The following is a 17,554-nucleotide window of genomic DNA, read 5'->3' on the forward strand; positions in this document are numbered from 1 at the left end:
CCCGGGACGGCGCGACGACGGGACCTTTGGCCACCGTGGGACGGGTCCTTGCGCCCCACCGCCGAGACGGCTGTCGATGAATGCTGAAGGTGTCCGAGAAGCCGCCAACCGCCGAGGTGAAAGCATGTCGACCGAACTCGCCACCACGATCGACGCCCTGGTCGCCGACGGCCTCAAGGCCCTGGCCGACTACGACCGGTACGACCAGGAGCAGATCGACCACATCGTCCGCAAGGCATCGGTGGCTGCGCTGGACCGGCACGCCGCCCTCGCCCAGCTCGCCGTAGCCGAGACCGGTCGGGGGGTGTTCGAGGACAAGGCGGTGAAGAACATCTTCGCCTGCGAGCACGTCACGCACAGCATGGCGAAGACCCGCACCGTCGGGGTGATCGCCCGGGACGAGATCAGCGGCATCGTCGAGATCGCCGACCCGGTGGGCGTGGTCGCCGGGATCACCCCGGTCACCAACCCCACCTCGACCACCATCTTCAAGGCGCTGCTGGCGCTCAAGACCCGCAACCCGATCGTCTTCGCCTTCCACCCGGCGGCGCAGCGGTGCAGCGTCGAGGCCGCCCGCACGGTACGCGACGCGGCCGTCGCCGCCGGGGCCCCCGAGCACTGCATACAGTGGATCGAGGAGCCGTCGGTCGAGGCGACCACCGCGCTGATGCACCATCCCGGGGTCGCCACCATCCTCGCCACCGGCGGCAACGCCATGGTGCGGGCGGCGTACTCGGCGGGGAAGCCGGCGCTCGGCGTGGGCGCGGGGAACGTACCGGCCTGGATCGAGGCGACCGCCAAGCTCAAGCGCGCGGTCAACGACGTCGTGCTGTCGAAGTCGTTCGACAACGGCATGATCTGCGCCTCCGAGCAGGCCGTCATCCTCGACGCGGCGATCCACGACGCCGCCATCGCGGAGTTCCGCACCCTGCACGCCCACCTGGCGACCCCGGCGGAGAAGGAGAAGCTGGAGGCGCTGCTCTTCCCCGCCGGCAAGCTCAACCCCGACGTGGTCGGCCGGACCGCCGCCTGGATCGCCGACGCCGCCGGCATCACCGTCGCCCCCGACACCTCGATCATCCTGGTCGCGGTCGACCGGGTCGGCCCCGACGAGCCGCTGACCCGGGAGAAGCTCTGCCCGGTGCTGGCCGTGCTGCGCGCCGACAGCCGCGAACAGGGCCTGCGGTACGCCGAGCAGATGGTCGAGTTCCACGGCCTCGGGCACAGCGCGGTCATCCACACCGCCGACGAGGAACTGGTGGAGGAGTTCGGCCGCCGGGTCAAGGCGGTCCGGATCATCTGGAACTCACCGGCCTCGCAGGGCGGCATCGGCGACATGTACAACGCGTTCCTGCCGTCGCTGACGCTGGGCTGCGGCAGCTACGGGCGTACCTCGGTGTCCGACAACGTGTCGGCGGTGAACCTGCTCAACATCAAGCGGATCGGCCGGCGGAACAACAACATGCAGTGGTTCAAGGTCCCGTCGAAGATCTTCTTCGAGGCGAACGCGATCCGCTACCTCGCCGAGATGCCCGACGTGCACCGGGTCACCGTGGTCACCGACGCCACCATGACCCGGCTCGGCTTCGTCGACCGGATCAACCGGGTGCTGCAACGCCGCCCCGAGCGGATCGCCCTGCAGATCATCGACGACGTGGAACCCGAGCCGAGCGTCGACACCGTCGACCGGGGGGCCGCGCTGATGCGGGCATTCCGCCCGGACACCATCGTCGCCCTCGGTGGCGGCTCGGCGATGGACGCGGCCAAGGTGATGTGGCTGCGCTACGAGCACCCGGACGTGGTCTTCGACGACATGCGGGAGAAGTTCTTCGACATCCGCAAGCGCGCCTTCACCTTCCCCACCCTCGGCGCGCTGGCCCGGCTGGTCTGCGTGCCGACCACGTCGGGGACGGGCGCGGAGGTGACCCCGTTCGCGGTGATCACCGACCACCGCACCGGCAAGAAGTACCCGCTGGCCGACTACGCGCTAACCCCGACCGTGGCGATCGTCGACCCGGTGCTGACCGCCAGCATGCCGGCGACCATCGCCGCCGACAGCGGCTTCGACGCCCTCACCCACGCCATCGAGGCGTACGTGTCGGTGTACGCGAACGACTTCACCGACGGGCTCGCCCTGCACGCCATCCGGCTGATCTTCGGCAACCTGGAACGGGCGGTGGTCGACGCCGACCCCGAGGCGCGGGAACGGATGCACAACGCCGGCACCATCGCCGGGATGGCGTTCGGCAGCGCCTTCCTCGGCATCGTGCACGCCATGTCGCACACCCTCGGCGCGACGTTCCACATCGCCCACGGCCGGACCAACGCGGTGCTGCTGCCGCACGTGATCCGCTACAACGGCACCGTCCCGGCGAAGCTGTCGGGCTGGCCGCGCTACGAGAGCTACCGGGCACCGGAACGGTTCGCCGAGATCGCCGCCCAGCTCGGCCTGCCGGCGGGCACCCCGGCGCAGGGGGTGGCGTCGCTGGCCGAGGCGGTGGAACGGCTGCGCGACGCGGTCGGCATCGAACCGTCGTTCGCCGCGATCGGCGTCGACCGGGCGGCGTTCGAGGCGGCGCTGCCGCAGCAGGCCCTCAACGCCTACGAGGACCAGTGCGCCCCGGCGAACCCCCGGATGCCGATGCTCGACGACATGCAGCAGCTCATGCGGGACGCCTACCAGGGCACGTCGCGCTGACCGGCCGGTCCGCCCGGCCCGACGGGTCGGGCGGGCATCCGGGGCGGTTCACTTCCCGGCGAGCAGTCCCCGGGGGCGGATCGAGCGGACCGGCTCGGTGGCCGCCCCCGCGGCGCGCAGGATGTGGTTGGCGGCGATGATCCCGGTCGCCGCCGACCGTTCCATCAACGCGCTGGGGAAGTCGGTGCCGATGCCGTCCCCGGCCAGGTAGAGGCCGTCGGCGTCGGTGCGTACCCCCGGGCGGCCGGCGTGGCTGCCCGGGGTGAACGCCGGGGCCTGCGCCTCGACCCGGGCGCGCAGCTCCCGCACCCCCAGCCCGGCGACCTCCGGCCAGAGCGCGACCAGTTCGGCGCGCATCCGTTCGGCCAGCTCCCCGGCCGGCACCCCCTCGTCGCAGGCGTACGCGTGCAGCTCCACCACCGCGCCGCCGGTGCGTTGCGCCCACCGGCGGGACTCGTTCTCCAACCGGTGGTAGAGGGTCACCGAGTCCAGGGTGGGCTGGCGGGACACCCCGCTGAACACCGCCCGGTCGGCCCGGACGTCCCCGTCGAGCCAGTACCGCGCCACCGCGTACGGCGGGCCGGGCCGACCGAACGCGGGCATCCGCGCCACCAGCTCGGGCGCCACCGCGACCAGGCCGGGGGAGGCGTCGACCAGCGCCGCCAACGCGGGCGGGTCGACGGCCAGCACCACCTGCCCGGCGGGGTGGACCGTGCCGTCGGCGGTGGTCACCCGCCAACCGTCCGGCTCCCGGTCCAGCCGGGTGACGGCGGCCCCGGTGCGCACCCGGCCGCCGTGCTTCTCCACGTACCTGGTCAGTGGCTGCCAGATCGCCGTGGCGTAGTCCTCGTCGGGGCAGTCGAACGCCAACCCCTCCGGGTTGCCCAGCAGATAGAAGTGGAACTGGGCGATCATCTCGGCGGCCGACATCTCGGTCTCGTGGTTGAAGAACGAGTGCGAGAAGACCTCGAACAGCATCGCCCGCGCCCGGTCGGGCAGCTTCAGCGAGGCGAGCAGCGCGTCGGCGGTGGTGTCGTCGAACTCGGCGTAGGTGCGCACCGGGTCGTAGCTGAGCAGCGGCAGCGCGGCGTCCCGGTCCATCGTGCGCAGGTCGGCCAGGCGCAGGCTGGGGCTGCGCAGCAGGAGCGCCAGCAGGTTGGCCGGCGGGGCCGGGGGCAGCCGGCCGAACTCCTCGGTGGGCCACTGCGCGGACAGGATCGGGTAGCCGGGGATCGGCTTGAGGAAACCGAGCGTCGGATCGACCCGCCGCAGGACCGACCGCCAGTTGTAGTACTGCCGGAAGAACGCGTGGAAGCCGTGCTCGTTGAGCTGGCTGCCGTCGGCGAGCGCCTCCGGCCACGCGCCGAGCCGCCCGCCCAGCGTCGGCGCGGCCTCCAGCACCGTCACGTCCACCCCGCGTTCGGCGAGCACCACCGCCGCCGACATGCCGGCGATCCCGCCACCCACCACCACGGCCGTGGTCGGTCGGGCCACCCGGGGGGTGCCACCCCCGCCCGGGTCCACCACGTGCTCGCGTACGCCGATGAGCCGACCCAGCTTCTGCGACAGCGCCATGTGCACCTTCCGACCCGAGGGACCCCCAGTCTGCCCGACCAGGGGCGATCCGGCCCGGTCAGACCGGTGCGGTGCCGGCACCGGAGTCGTCGGCGGGGTTCGGCAGCCCGGCGGCGAGCGGGGGACGGTCGGACGGCGGCCAGACGTACTCCAGATCGGACGGCACGTCGCCGAACTGCGGGCGGTAGTGCTCCGGGTCCTTGCGCAGCAGCGCCGAGCGGTGGCTGCGGTGCAGGTCCTCGCGGCCCAGCCAGGGTGGCAGCTCACCGGCGGCGGCCAGCTCGGCCTGGCTGCGGACCCGGCCGTGGCCCCGGGCGGCGGTCAGGTCGGTGACCAGGGTCGACGCGCAGGTGTCCGCCCGGCCCGTCGCCGACCAGACCGCGCACACGTCCAGCCCGTACCGGGTCAACGCCTCCTCGTAGCCGGCCCACATCTTCACCGCCGGGTGGTTGCGCCAGCCGTACCCCGGCCGGGTCAGCCCGCGCAGCACCTGGAGCGCCTCCACCCGCTGCTTGCCCAGCCGCCGCTGGTCGAGGGTCCGCGCGCTGGCCAGAAAGTCCGGGTACGGCAGGAACGTCTGCACGCCCGCTGCTCTACCCGCCGCCACGCCCACCATGCCTACCGACCAACCGGCACTGTCCGGTGCGCTCACCAGGGCTGCGTCCCTGGCGACCGGCTGGCTACCATCCGGGCATGGCCGAACCCCTGCGGGACCGGGCCCGGCGCGCGACCGGCTGGCGGTTACGGATGAACGGCGACACCCGCCCGCACTACGTGGTCTGCGGCAACGACCCGCTGGCGTACTGGGTGGTGCGGGCGCTGCTCGGCACCGACCTGGCCCACGGCCGGGTCCGGATCACCCTGGTGGTGCCGGAACGCCGCCGCTCGGAGGGCCCCGACGGGCGGGACGTCGACGGGGTCCAGGTGGTCCGGGCCGACCGGCTCGACGAGGCCACCTTCCACCGGGCCGGCCTGGCCGGGGCGGACGGGCTGGCCCTGCTGCACCAGGACGACGTGGGCAACATGCACGCCGCGCTCTGCGCGCAGGAGGTCGAGCCCCGGCTGCGCCTGGTGGTCCGGATGTTCAACACCAGCCTCGCCAACGGCCTGCGGCAGCTCTTCCCCGACTCGGCGGTCCTCTCCGACGCCTCGATGGCCGCCCCGGCGTTCGTCGCCGCCGCCCTCGGCGAGGTGGCACCGACCCACTTCCGGCACGGCGGTCGCACCCTTTACGTGGCCCGCCGCGCCGACGTCCGCCCCGCCGACGTGGTCTGCGGGCTGGCCGTCACCACCGATCCGGAGCTGGTCCGGGTGCTGCCCGCCGACGAGCAGGCGGCCGACGTGGTGCTCGCCGAGGCGACCGGGCAGCCCGCCGGCACCGAGCTGGCGGCCCGCCGGCTGGTCCGGGCCCGACGTCGCCGGCGACCCCTGGCGGTGTTGCTGCGGGCGGTCCGCAGCTTCGCCACCCGCAAGATCGGCATCGCGGTGCTGACCCTGCTCGGGGTGATCGCCCTGCTCGGCTGGCTCAACGCCCGTGCGGTCGCGGTGAGCTGGACGGAGGCGCTCTACCTGACCCTGGTCACCACGCTCAGCGGCCAGGACCCGGACGTCACCAAACCGGCCGCCGCCCAGGTCATGCAGGTGGTGCTCAACCTGGCCGGGTTGGCGCTGATCCCGCTGATCACCGCCGTGGTGGTCGACGGCATCGTCAACGCCCGGCTGGCTCTGCACGCCGGACGCATCCAGCCGGAACGCGCCGGGCACGTGGTGGTCGTCGGGCTGGGCAACATCGGCACCCGGGTGATGGCGCAACTGCACGACTTCGGCGTCGAGGTGGTGGCGATCGACCGCAGCGCGGAGGCGCGGGGTGCGGCGTTGGCCCGGCGGCTGGGCGTACCGCTGATCGTCGGGGACGCGGCCCGGGAGGAGACGCTGCGTTCGGCCTCGGTGGAACACTGCCAGGCGCTGGTGGTGGTCTCCACCGACGACGGGGTCAACCTGCGGGCCGCACTGAACGGCCGGGCGCTCAACCCGGAGCTGCGGGTGGTGCTGCGGCTCTTCGACGGCGACTTCGCCGAACGCATCCAGCGGGCGTTCGGCATCGGCATCTCGCGCAGCGTGTCCTACCTGGCCGCGCCGTCGTTCGCCGCCGCCCTGCTGGACCGGGCGGTCATCGCCACCATCCCGGTCGACCGGCACGCCCTGCTGGTGGTGGAGGTGCCGGTGGCGGCCGGTGCGGCCCTGGACGGTCGGCCGCTCGGCGCGGTGGCCCGCCCCGGCGAGGTGCGCCTGCTGGCCCACTCCCGGCCCGGCCACAAGACCGACTGGCGGGCCGATCCCCGGATGGTGATCTCGGCGGGGGACCGGCTGACCGTGGTGGCCCGGCGGGCCGGGTTAGGCGCCCTGCTCCGCGAGACCACCCCGCCCCCGCCACCGGCCCCGCCGCCGCCCGCCGGGGTACCGGCCTCACGTGATCCGCAGGAGTGACTAGCGGGGTCGGACGGCGTACCAGAGCGCGCCGAGGGCGAGCACCCCGAAACCGGCGAGGACGCTGGCGGTCGGCAGGCTGACCGCGAGCAGCACGCAGCCGACCAGCCCCAGCGCGGCGAGCGCCCGGACGGGCAGCCGTCGGGCCGGGTCCGGGCCCAGGGTCCACGCGGCGGCGTTGGTGATCGCGTAGTAGACCAGCACCGTGCAGCTGGAGAAGCCGATCGCGCCCCGGACGTCGCCGAGCGCCACCACCGCGACCACCACGGCGGCCACGGTCAGCTCCGCGCGGTGCGGGACGGAGTGCACCGGGTGCACGGCGGCCAGCGTCCCCGGCACGTCCCGACGGCGGGCCATCGCCAGCAGGGTGCGGCCCACCCCGGCGAGCAGGGAGAGCAGCACCCCGGTCACCGCCACCGTCGCCCCGGCCCGGACCACCCAGGCCAGGCCGGGCAGCCCGGCGACGGTCACCACGTCGGCCAGGGGCGCGGCGGAGGCGGCCAGCCGGTCGGGGCCGAGCACGCCGACCGCGACCACCGCGAGGAGCAGGTAGACCGCCAGCACCACCCCGAGGGCCAGCGGCACCGCGCGGGGGATCGTGCGGGCCGGGTCGCGGACCTCCTCACCGAGGGTGGCGATCCGGGCGTACCCGGCGAAGGCGAAGAAGAGCAGCCCGGCGGCGGTCAGCACACCCCGGGCCGTACCGCCGCCCTCGGCGAGCCGGTCGAGCCGCACCTCCCCGGCGGTCAGGCCGGTCACGGCGACCAGGGCCAGCACCGCCAGCACCACGACCACCAGCACCTTCGTGGCGGCGACCGTGCGGGTGACGCCGCGCAGGTTCACCCCGGTCACCGCGAGCACCGCGCCGACCGCGACCAGCCGGGCCTGCCCCGGCCACAGGTACGCCCCGATGGTCAGCGCCATCGCCGCGCAGCTCGCCGTCTTGCCGACCACGAAACCCCAGCCGGCGAGGAACCCGGCGAACGGGCCGAGGCGTTCCCGGCCGTAGACGTACGTGCCGCCGGATTCCGGGTAGCGGGCGGCCAGCCGGGCCGAGCTGGTCGCGTTGCAGTACGCGACGAACCCGGCCAGCGCCAGCGCCACCAGCAGCCCGGTGCCGCCGGCCGCCGCGGTGGCCGGGGCGAAGACCACGAACACGCCCGCGCCGAGCATCGCCCCCAACCCGACCACCACCGCGTCGGGTACGCCGAGCCGCCGCCGCAGTCGATCCACCCCGGCAGGTTACGGGGCGGAGGTGAACGGGTGGCCTCGATCGGGCGACCGGCCCGGGTCGGCGGTGAACGGGCGGTCCCAGCCCCGTAGCCGGGCCGGTAGCGGCAGGTCGTCCCAGGGGACGCGGCGCAGCAGCCGGTCCAGCAGCAGCCCCAGCAGCAGCCCGGCCACCGAGTCGGTAAGCCAGTGCCAGCCCAGGTAGGTGGTGGTGCACAGGACCACCAGCGGCGGCACCACCCGCACGGCCGTGGCCAGCCGGGGTGGCATCCGCCGGCCGAGGGTCCGCAGCAGCGGCACGAGCAGCAGGGCGAGCACGCCGTACCAGACGATCGCGTTGGCCACGTGCCCCGACGGGTACGACTGGGCGTAGCGGACCGGCAGGTCGTGCTGGAACAGCGGCAGGGTCTGCTCCGGGGGCAGGAACGGTTCCTTCACGCTGGCGCTCGGGGCCGGGCGGGCCGTCCACACCTTGAGCGGGCCGATGGTCAGATAGGTGAGCATGAAGGCGACCACCGGCGGCAGCACCGGGCGCACCGAGCGCAGCCGGACGGCCAGCAGCACCCCCAGCGCGGCGGCGAGCAGCGTCAACGGGGTGCCCTGGCCGAGCAGGTTGAGCACCCGGGCGACCCAGTAGGCGGCGGTCGGCCGGTGCGCCTCGGCCCAGTCGGCGACCGCCCGGTCGACGCCGAACAGATGGTCGGTGGCGAGCGCCCCGGTCAGCGCGACCAGGGCGGTGAGCAGCAGCAGGTCCGGCCACCAGCCGGCCGGGCGGACCGGTCTGAGCCGCACCCCGCCGCGTACCGTCGTGGTTCGCTCCCGCACGCGATCACGCTACCGGCCGGCCCGGGGGGCCGTGGTGGCACGGCCCGGGTCGATGTGTGCCGAACCACGAAGGGAAGCGTCGGACGGGGGACACCCGGCACACTTGTCCCCGTGCGGATCACCTCGGCCCTCGTCGACCCGGCGCTGCTCGACCTTCCCTGGTCGACCCCGCTTACGCAGTGGCCCGCCCGGCACCTGGTGGCGCTGCCGCAGGGCATCTCCCGGCACATCGTCCGGTTCGTCCGCCTCGGCGACTACGTGTACGCGGTCAAGGAGACCGGGGAACGGGTCGCCGAACGCGAGTACGACCTGCTGCGGGCGCTGGAACGGATCGACTTCCCGTCGGTGGAGGCGATCGCGATCGTGGCCGACCGGCAGGCCGACGACGGCACCCCGCTGGACCCGGTGCTGATCACCAGGCACCTCCAGTTCTCGCTGCCCTACCGGGCGCTGTTCTCCCGCACGCTGCGTCCGGAGACGATGGGCCGGCTGCTCGACGCCCTCGCCGTGCTGCTGGTGCGGATGCACCTGACCGGCTTCTTCTGGGGCGACTGCTCGCTGTCGAACACCCTGTTCCGGCGGGACGCCGGGGCGTTCGCCGCCTATCTGGTCGACGCCGAGACCGGCGCGCTGCACCGTTCGCTGTCCAACGGGCAGCGCGGTGAGGACCTGGAGATCGCCCGGGTCAACATCTTCGGTGAGGCACTGGACCTCCAGGCGGCCGGGCTGCTGCACGAGTCGATCGACCCGGAGGTGGTCTGCGAGGAGGTCGTGCAGCGCTACGAACGGCTCTGGCACGAGATCACCTACGAGCAGCAGGTCGAGCGGGAGGCGCGGCACGACATCGAGCGCCGCATCCGCCGGCTCAACGACCTCGGCTTCGACGTGGCCGAGGTGGCCCTGTCGACGGTCGACGACGGGCGGTACCTGGTCCGCCCGAAGGTCGTCGACGCCGGCTACCACACCCGGCGGCTGATCCGGCTCACCGGCCTGGACGCCGAGGAGAACCAGGCCCGCCGGCTGCTCAACGACCTGGACGCCTACCGGGTGGAGAGCGACCTGACCGACGAGCAGCAGGCGGCCCACCGCTGGCTGACCGAGGTCTTCGAGCCGGTCGTCCGGGCCGTCCCCGCCCACCTGCGGCACAAGCTGGAACCGCAGGAGATCTTCGCGCAGATCATCGAGCACAAGTGGCTGCTCTCCGAGCGGGCCGGCCGGGACGTGGGGATGGGTCCGGCGGTGCAGTCCTACCTGGCCGACGTGCTGGTGCACCGCCCCGACGAGCAGGCCGTCCTGGGCGTCGAGGTCCCCACCGCCTGACCTGCCCGCCCCCGCGTGCGAGCGGGGTCAGTCGAGCCAGGTGCCGGCGCGCATCACCCGGACGACGGTCAGCTCGTCGTCGAGCACCACCAGGTCCGCACGGCGGCCCGTCTGGAGCGCGCCGACCCGGTCGCCGAGGCCGACGGCGCGGGCCGGGGTGGTGGCGACCATGCGTACCGCGTCGGTGATCGGGATGCCGGCGGTGACGGCGTGCCGCAGCGCCGCGTCCATGGTGAGGGTGCTGCCGGCGATCGCCCCGTCCCGGGCCAGCCGGGCCACCCCGTCGGCCACGGCGACCGGCTGGCCGCCCAGCTCGTACTCGCCGTCGGGCATCCCGGCGGCGGCCATCGCGTCGGTCACCAGGGCGATCCGCTCCGGGCCGGCCACGGCGGCGGCGAAGGTGAGCATCCCGTCGTGCAGGTGCACCCCGTCGGCGACCAGCTCGCAGACCACGTTCGGGGCCTCCAGCAGGGCCACCACCGGGCCCGGTTCGCGGTGGTGCAGCGGGCGCATCCCGTTGAACAGGTGGGTGCCGACGCTCGCCCCGGCCGAGACGGCGGCCCGGGTCTGCTCCCAGGTGGCGTCGGTGTGGCCGACGGCGGCGACCACCCCGTGCGAGGTGAGCAGCTTGATGGCGTCCAACGCGCCGGGGCGCTCGGGGGCCAGGGTGACCATGCGGACCGCCCCGTCGCCCTCGGCGACGAGCCGGCCCAGCTCGTCGGTGGACGGGTCGCGGAGGAACTCCGGGTTCTGCGCGCCGCACCGGGCCGCCGACAGGTACGGCCCCTCGAAGTGGACGCCGGCCAGCACCCCCTCGCGGACCAGCGGCGCGAACGCGGCGGTCGCCGTGCGCATCAGCTCGAACGGCGAGCTGACCAGGCTGGCCAGCAGGGTGGTGGTGCCGTGCCGCCGGTGGAACGCGGCGGCGGCGCGGGCGGCGTCGGCGTCACCGGTGGTGAAGGTGTGCCCGCCCCCGCCGTGGGTGTGCATGTCCACGAACCCCGGCACGATCCAGTGCCCGTCGCGCTTGGCCGGGTACTCGGCGACGGCGGTGATCCGCTCGCCGTCCAGCTCCACGCACCCCTGCCGGATCACGCCGGTCGGGGTCACCACCTTGCCGGTCACCCGCTGGGTCATCGTCTCTCCAGACTGTCGAGGGCGAGCAGGGCGGCACCGAGGCAGCCGGCCTCGTCGCCGAGGGCCGCCGCGACCAGGCGCGGCTCCCGATGGAAGGTCATCCGTTCGCGCAGCGCCGCGCGGAGCGGGTCGAGCAGTTGCCCGCCGGCCCGGGCCAGGCCGCCGCCGATGACCATGGTGTCGACGTCGTAGAGCGCCTGCCCGGTGGCGAGCCCGTCGGCGAGGGCCTCGACGGCCTCCCGCCACACCCGCCCGGCCAGTTCCTCACCGGCCGCCGCGCGCCCGGCCACGTCGGCCGCGCTCGCCGCCGACCCGGCCAGTTCGGCGTACCGGCGGGCCACGGCCGAGGCGGACGAGACGGCCTCCAGGCAGCCGGGCCGGCCGCAGCCGCAGCGCGGGCCGTCGGGGCGTACCAGGATGTGGCCGATCTCGCCGGCCGCACCGTGCGCGCCGACGGCGGCCGAGCCGGCGACCACGTGCGCGGCGGCGATGCCGGTGCCGATCGCGACGAAGAGCACGTGCCGGGCGTCCCGGCCGGCACCGAGCCGGGCCTCGGCGATCCCGCCCACCCGCACGTCGTGGCCGAGCGCCGCCGGCAGCCCGAGCCGCGCCCCCACCAGATCCCGCAGCGGTACGTCCCGGAAGCCGACGTTGGCCGACCAGACCGCCACCCCGGCGGCCTCGTCGACCACCCCGGGCACGGCGACGCCGCAGGCCACCGGGGTCGACCCGGCGGCGCGGGCCCGGTCGGCCAGTCCTTCGGCGACGGCGAGGACGGTCTCGACCACGGCGTCCGGGCCGCGTCCGGCGTCGGTCGGATGCCGTTCGGCGTGCAGCACACTGCCGTCGGGGCGGACCAGGGCGCACTTCATGCCGGTGCCGCCGACGTCCAACGCGACGACCACCCGGTCGTCGCCCGGCGGCCCGTCGGTCATGCCAGCACCACTGAGCGGGTCAGGTGCCGGGGCGCGTCCGGGTCCAGCCCCCGGCTGGTCGCCAGGGCCACCGCGAAGCGTTGGGCGAGGATCAGGTCGGCCATCGGGTCGACCGGCGTCCGGCCGGCCGCCCAACTGCCGAGCACGGTGTGGCAGCCGTGGTGCCGGCTGTGCACGAACGCCGCCCCGGTGGCCGCCACGTCCTCCGGCAGCCCCTCGGGCAGCTCCCCGAACGCCCAGACCAGCCGGCCGGGGCCGGCGATCGAGATGGGGCCGTGCCGGTAGTCCATCGCCGGGTACGCCTCGGCCCAGAAGGTGGCCGCCTCGCGGCACTTCAGCGCGGCCTCCTGGGCCAGCCCGACCGTCCAGCCGCGACCGAGGAAGGTGGCCTGGTCGATGCGGGCCGGGTCGAGCGGCAGCGGGGCGCGGACGGCGACCTCGGCGTCGGCGGCCAGCGCCTCGACGTTGTCGCCGAGGTGGGCGCGCAGCAGCGCCAGGGCGGTGGTGGCGAACCGGGTCTGCACCACCGAACGCTCGTCGGCGAAGGGCATCGGCACGGCCGTGTCGGCCAGCGTGACGGCGGGCGAGCCGGGGTCGCCGACCAGGACGGTGGTGGGGGTCCGGCCGCGCAGCGCGGCGAGCAGGTCGAGCACCTCGGTGGTGGTGCCGGAGCGGGTGACCGCGATCAGCCGGTCGTAGCGGCGCTCGGCGGGGAACTCGCTGGCCTGGAAGGCGTCGGTCTCGCCGTGGCCGGCCCGTTCGCGCAGGCCGGCGTACGCCATGGCCATGAACCACGAGGTGCCGCAGCCGACGACGGCGACCCGCTCGCCGGGGCGGGGGAGGGCGCTGGCGACGGTGCCGGCGAGTCGGGCCGCCTCCCGCCAGCAGTCGGGCTGGCTGGCGATCTCCGCGTCGACGTACGCCATGGGGAACTCCTCGCACAGGGGAGGGAGGTGCGCAATACGGCTCATTACCACCGTCTTTCGCGCGCTATTCTGCGCGAAACGAGGTGCGCGTGGCAACCTGCCCCCGGATCGCGCAGTCGGGGGTTTTGCGCACTGCGAGTTTCGCGCACTACTGTGCACGCATTCGATCACCCTTCGTGCAGAGTCGGAGGCCCCCCGTGGACCGGTACGCCAGGTGGAACGCTCTGCTCGAAATGCTCACCGACAGTGGTCGGGTCAGCGTCGAGGAGGCCGCCGAGCGGCTGGACGTCTCGCAGGCGACCATCCGGCGCGACTTCGACCAGCTCGCCCAGCAGCAGATGATCACCCGGACCCGGGGCGGCGCGGTCGCCAACGGCGTTTCGTACGACCTGCCGCTGCGTTACAAGACGGCCAAGCACTCGGCCGAGAAGCAGCGGATCGGGGCGGCCGCCGCCGCGCTCGTCTCGCCCGGCACCGTGGTCGGCCTCAACGGCGGCACCACCAGCACCGAGGTGGCCCGCGCCCTGGCCGTCCGCCCCGACCTGAACACCAGTGCCGAGGGTGCCCAGCTCACCGTGGTCACCAATGCCCTGAACATCGCCAACGAGCTGCTGGTGCGCTCCCGGATGAAGGTGGTGGTCGCCGGGGGTGTGGTGCGACCGAAGTCGTTCGAGCTGGTCGGGCCGCTGGGTGGGGCGCTGCTGCGCGAGGTCACCCTGGACGTCGCCCTGTTGGGCGTGGACGCGCTCGATCCCCAGTTGGGTGCCGCCGCCCACCACGAGGGTGAGGCGGCGATGAACAACCTGATGGTGGCGCGGGCCAAGCGGGTGGTGATCATTGCGGACTCGTCCAAGCTGGGCGGTCACGCGTTCGCCCGGATCTGCCCCGTGGAGCGGGTGGAGACCCTGGTGACCGACTCCGGGGCGGCCCCGGAACTCGTCGATGCGTTCCGCGCCGCCGGGGTGGCCGTCATCTGCGCCTGAGTGACCCGTTGATACACCGTCGGTTGTAATTGAGTGCCGATGCATACCGGGTATTGCCCTGGCGGGTATACCGAGTATGGTGACCGCTGTCATCAGCCACCATCGGGGGAGGCGCAGCTTGTCGGCTGTCCTGGAGATCGAAGGTCTACGTAAGACGTACAAGAGTCGCCGGCGTGGGGTCCGCAACGCGCTGGACGGCTTCGACATGCGGGTGGAGGCCGGTCAGGTGCACGGCTTCCTCGGCCCCAACGGGTCGGGCAAGACCACCACCCTGCGTACCCTGCTCGGGCTGATCCAGCCCGACGGCGGGCGGATGGCCATCCTCGGTCACGAGGTGCCCGGCGCACTGCCCGCCGTCGCCGGTCAGGTCGGCGCGATCGTGGAGAGCCCGCAGTTCTTCCCGCACTTTTCCGCCCGGGACACCCTGTCCCTGTTGGCCGGGGCCGGCGACGTCCCCGCCGTACGGGTCGACGAGGTGCTCGAACTGGTGGGGCTGCGGGACCGGGCCGGCGAGCGGGTCAAAACGTACTCGCTCGGCATGAAGCAGCGGCTCGCCGTCGCCTCCGCCCTGCTCAAGAACCCCAAACTGCTGATCCTCGACGAGCCGGCCAACGGTCTCGACCCGGGCGGCATCCGGGAGATGCGCACCCTGATGCGCACCCTCGCCGAATCCGGGATGACCGTGGTGCTCTCCAGCCACATCCTCGGCGAGATCCAGCTCATCTGCGACGAGGTCACCATCATCTCGCTGGGCCGCCGGGTCGCCGCCGGTCCGGTGGAGCAGGTGCTGGCCCAGCACTCGCACGGCGGCGTACGGGTGCGGCTGGACGCCGCCGAGGACCTCGCCGCCGCCGCCGAACTGCTCGGCCGGGCCGGCGTCGCGGTCACCCGCCACCCGGACCACCTGATGCTGGCCGGAGTGGACAAGCCGGCCGCGGTCAGCCGGCTGCTCGCCGAACAACACCTGTACGTCAGCGAACTGGCCCCGGTCGCGGTGGACCTGGAGAGCGTCTTCCTGGAGATCACCGCCACCGCTCCGGTCCCCGGTCAGCACCGCCAGGTCGACCAGTCCGCCAAGATCGGCGAGCCGGGCCACACCGCCGGCACCACGGGAGGGTGGGGCGCATGAGCCTGTACGTCACCGAACTGCGTCGGCTGGCAAAGCGCCGGCTCACCCGGGTCATGCTGGTCCTGCTCGTCCTCGGCCTGGCCGGCATCGTCACCGCCTTCACCTTCTCCAGCCACAAGCTCTCACCGGCCGTGATCGCCCAGGCGCAGGCGGAGTCGGACGCGAACTTCCGGGACGCCGTCCGGGAGTGGGAGCGGTCGATCGCCGAGTGCGACGCGGCCAAGGCGCGCGGCGAGCAGACCGACGAGCGGTACGGCCCGAACTGCGGCCGGGACTGGAAGCCCACCGCCGAGATGTTCGACCCGAAGTGGAACCTGCCCTACCAGTTCGACTTCCGGGCCGAGTTCGGCAACTTCATCGCCATCTTCGCCGGGGCGGTGGCGTTGTTCGGCTTCCTGATCGGCGCCTCGTTCGTGGGCGCCGAGTGGAGCACCGGCGGAATGATGAACCTGCTGCTGTGGCGGCCGAAACGGCTCACCGTGCTCGGCACCAAACTGGCCGCCGTGCTCACCACGCTGACCGGGGTGACCGTGGTGCTCGGGGCGTTGTGGACCCTGGCCTTCTGGCTGATCGCCACCTTCCGGGGGACCACCGAGAAGGTCACCTCCGGGGTGTGGCAGTCCGCCGGGATCAGCGGCCTGCGGGCGCTGGCGATGATCCTCGCCGCCGGTGCGGTGGCCTTCGCCCTGGCGTCCCTGGGCCGGCACACGGCGATGGCGCTCGGGGTGGCCGTGGGGGCCGGGGTGATCAGTGAGATCGGCATCCGGATCGCCACGACGATCGCCGAGGTCCGGTTCGGTGACCGGTGGGTGCTGTCCACCTATGCGCTGGCCTGGTTCCAGAAGCAGTGGGCGCTCGTCGACTACCGCTCCTGCGAACTCGTCCAGGGCGAGTGCACGCCCAAGGAGCTGCTGGTGACCTGGCAGGACTCGGCGCTGGTGTTCGGCATCGGCACCGCCGTGGTGATGGTCGCCGCGTTCTGGATGATGCGCCGGCGGGACATCACCTGATCCGGGTGCCGCCCGGTTCGGGCGGCACCCGAGGGCGACGGGCCCGGGTCGACCACGTGTCGAGCCGGGCCCGTCCGTCGTCCGGAAGCGTCGCCCACCCTGGTTAAGCTGGGTTTCCCCGGCCGGTACGCCCGGTCGTCCACCCTGCCGAGGAGCGCCGTGCCGCCGCCCACCGACGCCATGCCGCCCGTGCCCCCCGCCGACCCCCCACCGCCCGCCGATGTCCGGTCCGCGCCGCCGCCGGTGCCGTCGCCCCGGCCGGCGCCGGAGGACGACGCGTCCTCACCCCCCGACGCCGACGTACCGTCGCCCCGGTCCGGGCCGGCGGCCGGGTCGGCCGGTGCGCGGGCGACGGCCGGCGGCGACGAGCTGACCGAGCGGGAGCGGTCGATCCTCGCCTTCGAACAGCAGTGGTGGCGGCACGCCGGGGCCAAGGAGCAGGCCATCCGGGACACCTTCGGACTGTCCGCGACCCGCTACTACCAGTTGCTCAACGCCCTGCTGGACCGCCCGGCCGCGCTGGTCGCCGAGCCGCTGCTGATCGGCCGGCTGCGCCGGCTGCGCGCCTCCCGCGCCCGCAACCGCCGCCGCTGAGCCCTGCCCACGCTGACAGCGGAGCGTGAGGTTCCCAGCTCCGGTGGGACGACCGGCCGATACCTCCGACCGGACCGCCAGTCACCGGCCAAAGGGGTGGACGACGGCCGGCGCGGGCGGCAGACTGCGGCACGTGGCAGGTACGGTACGGCTGGAGCCGGTGGACGAGGCGAACCTGGAATCGTTGCTCTCCGTAGCGGCGGCCGAGGCGGAGCCGAGTGACGTCATGCCCCCGGTCGACGCCCCCGCCGGCTGGTCGCTCGCCCGCCGGGAGGCGTTCCGTGACTTCCACCGGGCCAGCTTCGGCGGGCTGGACGGCCCGACCCGCACCCTGATGTTCGCCGTCTGTGCCGGCGGCGAGGTGGTCGGCATGATCCGGATGACCCGCTGCGACGCCCCGGGGGTGGTGGAAACCGGGATGTGGCTCGGTCGGTCGGCCCGGGGCCAGGGCCTCGGCGCGGCGGCCCTGCGGCAACTGCTCAACGCCGCGGCGGCGGCCGGCATGCACTCCGTCGTCGCTGATACCACCCCGGACAACCTGGGGGCCGTCGCGGTGCTGCGCAACTGCGGCGCCAAGCTCCGTGAAGACGACCACAAGGTGTACGCGGAGATCTCGCTCGACGCGACGCCCCCCGCCGACGGCTGACCGCCTCGTCGGCCACCGCGCGGGCGGCGTGTCGCCGACGGTCGAGATGCCCGCAGCGA

Annotated in this window: 15 protein-coding genes; 8 read left to right on the forward strand and 7 right to left on the reverse strand. The window is 73.9% G+C overall.

Features of this window, described 5'->3' with window-relative positions; all coding sequences use genetic code 11:
- Nucleotides 1–124 precede the first annotated feature (124 nt).
- On the forward strand, nt 125–2,698 hold the full coding sequence (gene adhE, locus JQX11_RS09710; protein WP_204924682.1) for a bifunctional acetaldehyde-CoA/alcohol dehydrogenase: 2,574 nt from the start codon (nt 125–127) through the stop codon (nt 2,696–2,698).
- Nucleotides 2,699–2,746: 48 nt separating this feature from the next.
- Here the strand turns inward: adhE and JQX11_RS09715 are convergent, their stop codons facing one another.
- Both JQX11_RS09715 and JQX11_RS09720 read right to left on the reverse strand, forming a co-directional pair.
- Nucleotides 2,747–4,273: a hydroxysqualene dehydroxylase gene (locus JQX11_RS09715; protein ID WP_204924683.1), complete on the reverse strand. Its 1,527-nt coding sequence runs from the start codon at nt 4,271–4,273 to the stop codon at nt 2,747–2,749.
- A 58-nt stretch (nt 4,274–4,331) separates the two neighbouring features.
- Nucleotides 4,332–4,856, reverse strand: a complete 525-nt coding sequence (locus JQX11_RS09720; RefSeq protein WP_204924989.1) for an MSMEG_6728 family protein — start codon at nt 4,854–4,856, stop codon at nt 4,332–4,334.
- A gap of 110 nt (nt 4,857–4,966) precedes the next feature.
- Between JQX11_RS09720 and JQX11_RS09725 the strand changes: the two genes are divergently transcribed.
- Entirely contained in the window at nt 4,967–6,760 is a 1,794-nt protein-coding gene (locus JQX11_RS09725) for an NAD-binding protein (RefSeq protein WP_232377622.1), read from the forward strand.
- On the opposite strand, the gene JQX11_RS09730 is transcribed toward JQX11_RS09725, so the two are convergent.
- Together JQX11_RS09730 and JQX11_RS09735 are read right to left on the reverse strand one after the other, a co-directional pair.
- Nucleotides 6,761–7,993, reverse strand: a complete 1,233-nt coding sequence (locus JQX11_RS09730) for an APC family permease (protein ID WP_204924684.1) — start codon at nt 7,991–7,993, stop codon at nt 6,761–6,763.
- A 9-nt stretch (nt 7,994–8,002) separates the two neighbouring features.
- Nucleotides 8,003–8,782 (reverse strand): phosphatase PAP2 family protein, encoded by a 780-nt coding sequence (locus JQX11_RS09735; RefSeq protein WP_204924992.1) that lies wholly within the window; start codon nt 8,780–8,782, stop codon nt 8,003–8,005.
- A gap of 144 nt (nt 8,783–8,926) precedes the next feature.
- Here JQX11_RS09735 and JQX11_RS09740 point away from each other — a divergent pair, with 144 nt between their 5' ends.
- Nucleotides 8,927–10,135, forward strand: coding sequence for a DUF4032 domain-containing protein (locus JQX11_RS09740; protein WP_204924685.1), 1,209 nt, complete (start codon nt 8,927–8,929; stop codon nt 10,133–10,135).
- Between the two features lie 27 nt (nt 10,136–10,162).
- Here JQX11_RS09740 and nagA read toward each other — a convergent pair whose 3' ends face one another.
- From nagA to JQX11_RS09755, 3 genes are read right to left on the reverse strand one after another with little or no spacing between them, the layout of a single operon-like run.
- Complete coding sequence (nagA, locus tag JQX11_RS09745) at nt 10,163–11,272, reverse strand: N-acetylglucosamine-6-phosphate deacetylase (protein WP_204924686.1); 1,110 nt, start codon at nt 11,270–11,272, stop codon at nt 10,163–10,165.
- Complete coding sequence (locus JQX11_RS09750) at nt 11,269–12,207, reverse strand: ROK family protein (protein ID WP_204924687.1); 939 nt, start codon at nt 12,205–12,207, stop codon at nt 11,269–11,271. Before JQX11_RS09750 ends, nagA begins: the two co-directional genes overlap by 4 nt.
- Complete coding sequence (locus JQX11_RS09755) at nt 12,204–13,133, reverse strand: SIS domain-containing protein (RefSeq protein WP_204924688.1); 930 nt, start codon at nt 13,131–13,133, stop codon at nt 12,204–12,206. The genes JQX11_RS09750 and JQX11_RS09755 overlap by 4 nt, the downstream gene beginning before the upstream one ends.
- 197 nt (nt 13,134–13,330) lie before the next feature.
- Between JQX11_RS09755 and JQX11_RS09760 the strand changes: the two genes are divergently transcribed.
- From JQX11_RS09760 to JQX11_RS09780, 5 genes are all read left to right on the forward strand, one after another.
- Nucleotides 13,331–14,116 (forward strand): DeoR/GlpR family DNA-binding transcription regulator, encoded by a 786-nt coding sequence (locus JQX11_RS09760; RefSeq protein WP_204924689.1) that lies wholly within the window; start codon nt 13,331–13,333, stop codon nt 14,114–14,116.
- Between the two features lie 118 nt (nt 14,117–14,234).
- Entirely contained in the window at nt 14,235–15,245 is a 1,011-nt protein-coding gene (locus JQX11_RS09765; RefSeq protein ID WP_269756831.1) for an ABC transporter ATP-binding protein, read from the forward strand.
- The gene (locus JQX11_RS09770; RefSeq protein ID WP_204924690.1) at nt 15,242–16,255 is read left to right on the forward strand and encodes an ABC transporter permease; all 1,014 of its coding nucleotides are present in this window, start codon (nt 15,242–15,244) and stop codon (nt 16,253–16,255) included. Before JQX11_RS09765 ends, JQX11_RS09770 begins: the two co-directional genes overlap by 4 nt.
- A 159-nt stretch (nt 16,256–16,414) precedes the next feature.
- Nucleotides 16,415–16,849 (forward strand): DUF3263 domain-containing protein, encoded by a 435-nt coding sequence (locus tag JQX11_RS09775; protein ID WP_307826134.1) that lies wholly within the window; start codon nt 16,415–16,417, stop codon nt 16,847–16,849.
- Between the two features lie 133 nt (nt 16,850–16,982).
- Entirely contained in the window at nt 16,983–17,495 is a 513-nt protein-coding gene (locus JQX11_RS09780) for a GNAT family N-acetyltransferase (protein WP_204924691.1), read from the forward strand.
- Nucleotides 17,496–17,554 lie beyond the last annotated feature (59 nt).

Source organism: Micromonospora humida, from assembly GCF_016901255.1.
GTDB classification, from domain to species: Bacteria; Actinomycetota; Actinomycetes; order Mycobacteriales; family Micromonosporaceae; genus Micromonospora; species Micromonospora wenchangensis.

Bases quoted from the DNA above. Each gene is read 5' to 3' on its own strand.
- adhE (WP_204924682.1), top strand. From the start codon at position 125: ATGTCGACCGAACTCGCCACCACGATCGACGCCCTGGTCGCCGACGGC.
- JQX11_RS09715 (WP_204924683.1), bottom strand. From the start codon at position 4,273: ATGGCGCTGTCGCAGAAGCTGGGTCGGCTCATCGGCGTACGCGAGCAC.
- JQX11_RS09725 (WP_232377622.1), top strand. From the start codon at position 4,967: ATGGCCGAACCCCTGCGGGACCGGGCCCGGCGCGCGACCGGCTGGCGG.
- nagA (WP_204924686.1), bottom strand. From the start codon at position 11,272: ATGACCCAGCGGGTGACCGGCAAGGTGGTGACCCCGACCGGCGTGATC.
- JQX11_RS09750 (WP_204924687.1), bottom strand. From the start codon at position 12,207: ATGACCGACGGGCCGCCGGGCGACGACCGGGTGGTCGTCGCGTTGGAC.
- JQX11_RS09755 (WP_204924688.1), bottom strand. From the start codon at position 13,133: ATGGCGTACGTCGACGCGGAGATCGCCAGCCAGCCCGACTGCTGGCGG.
- JQX11_RS09770 (WP_204924690.1), top strand. From the start codon at position 15,242: ATGAGCCTGTACGTCACCGAACTGCGTCGGCTGGCAAAGCGCCGGCTC.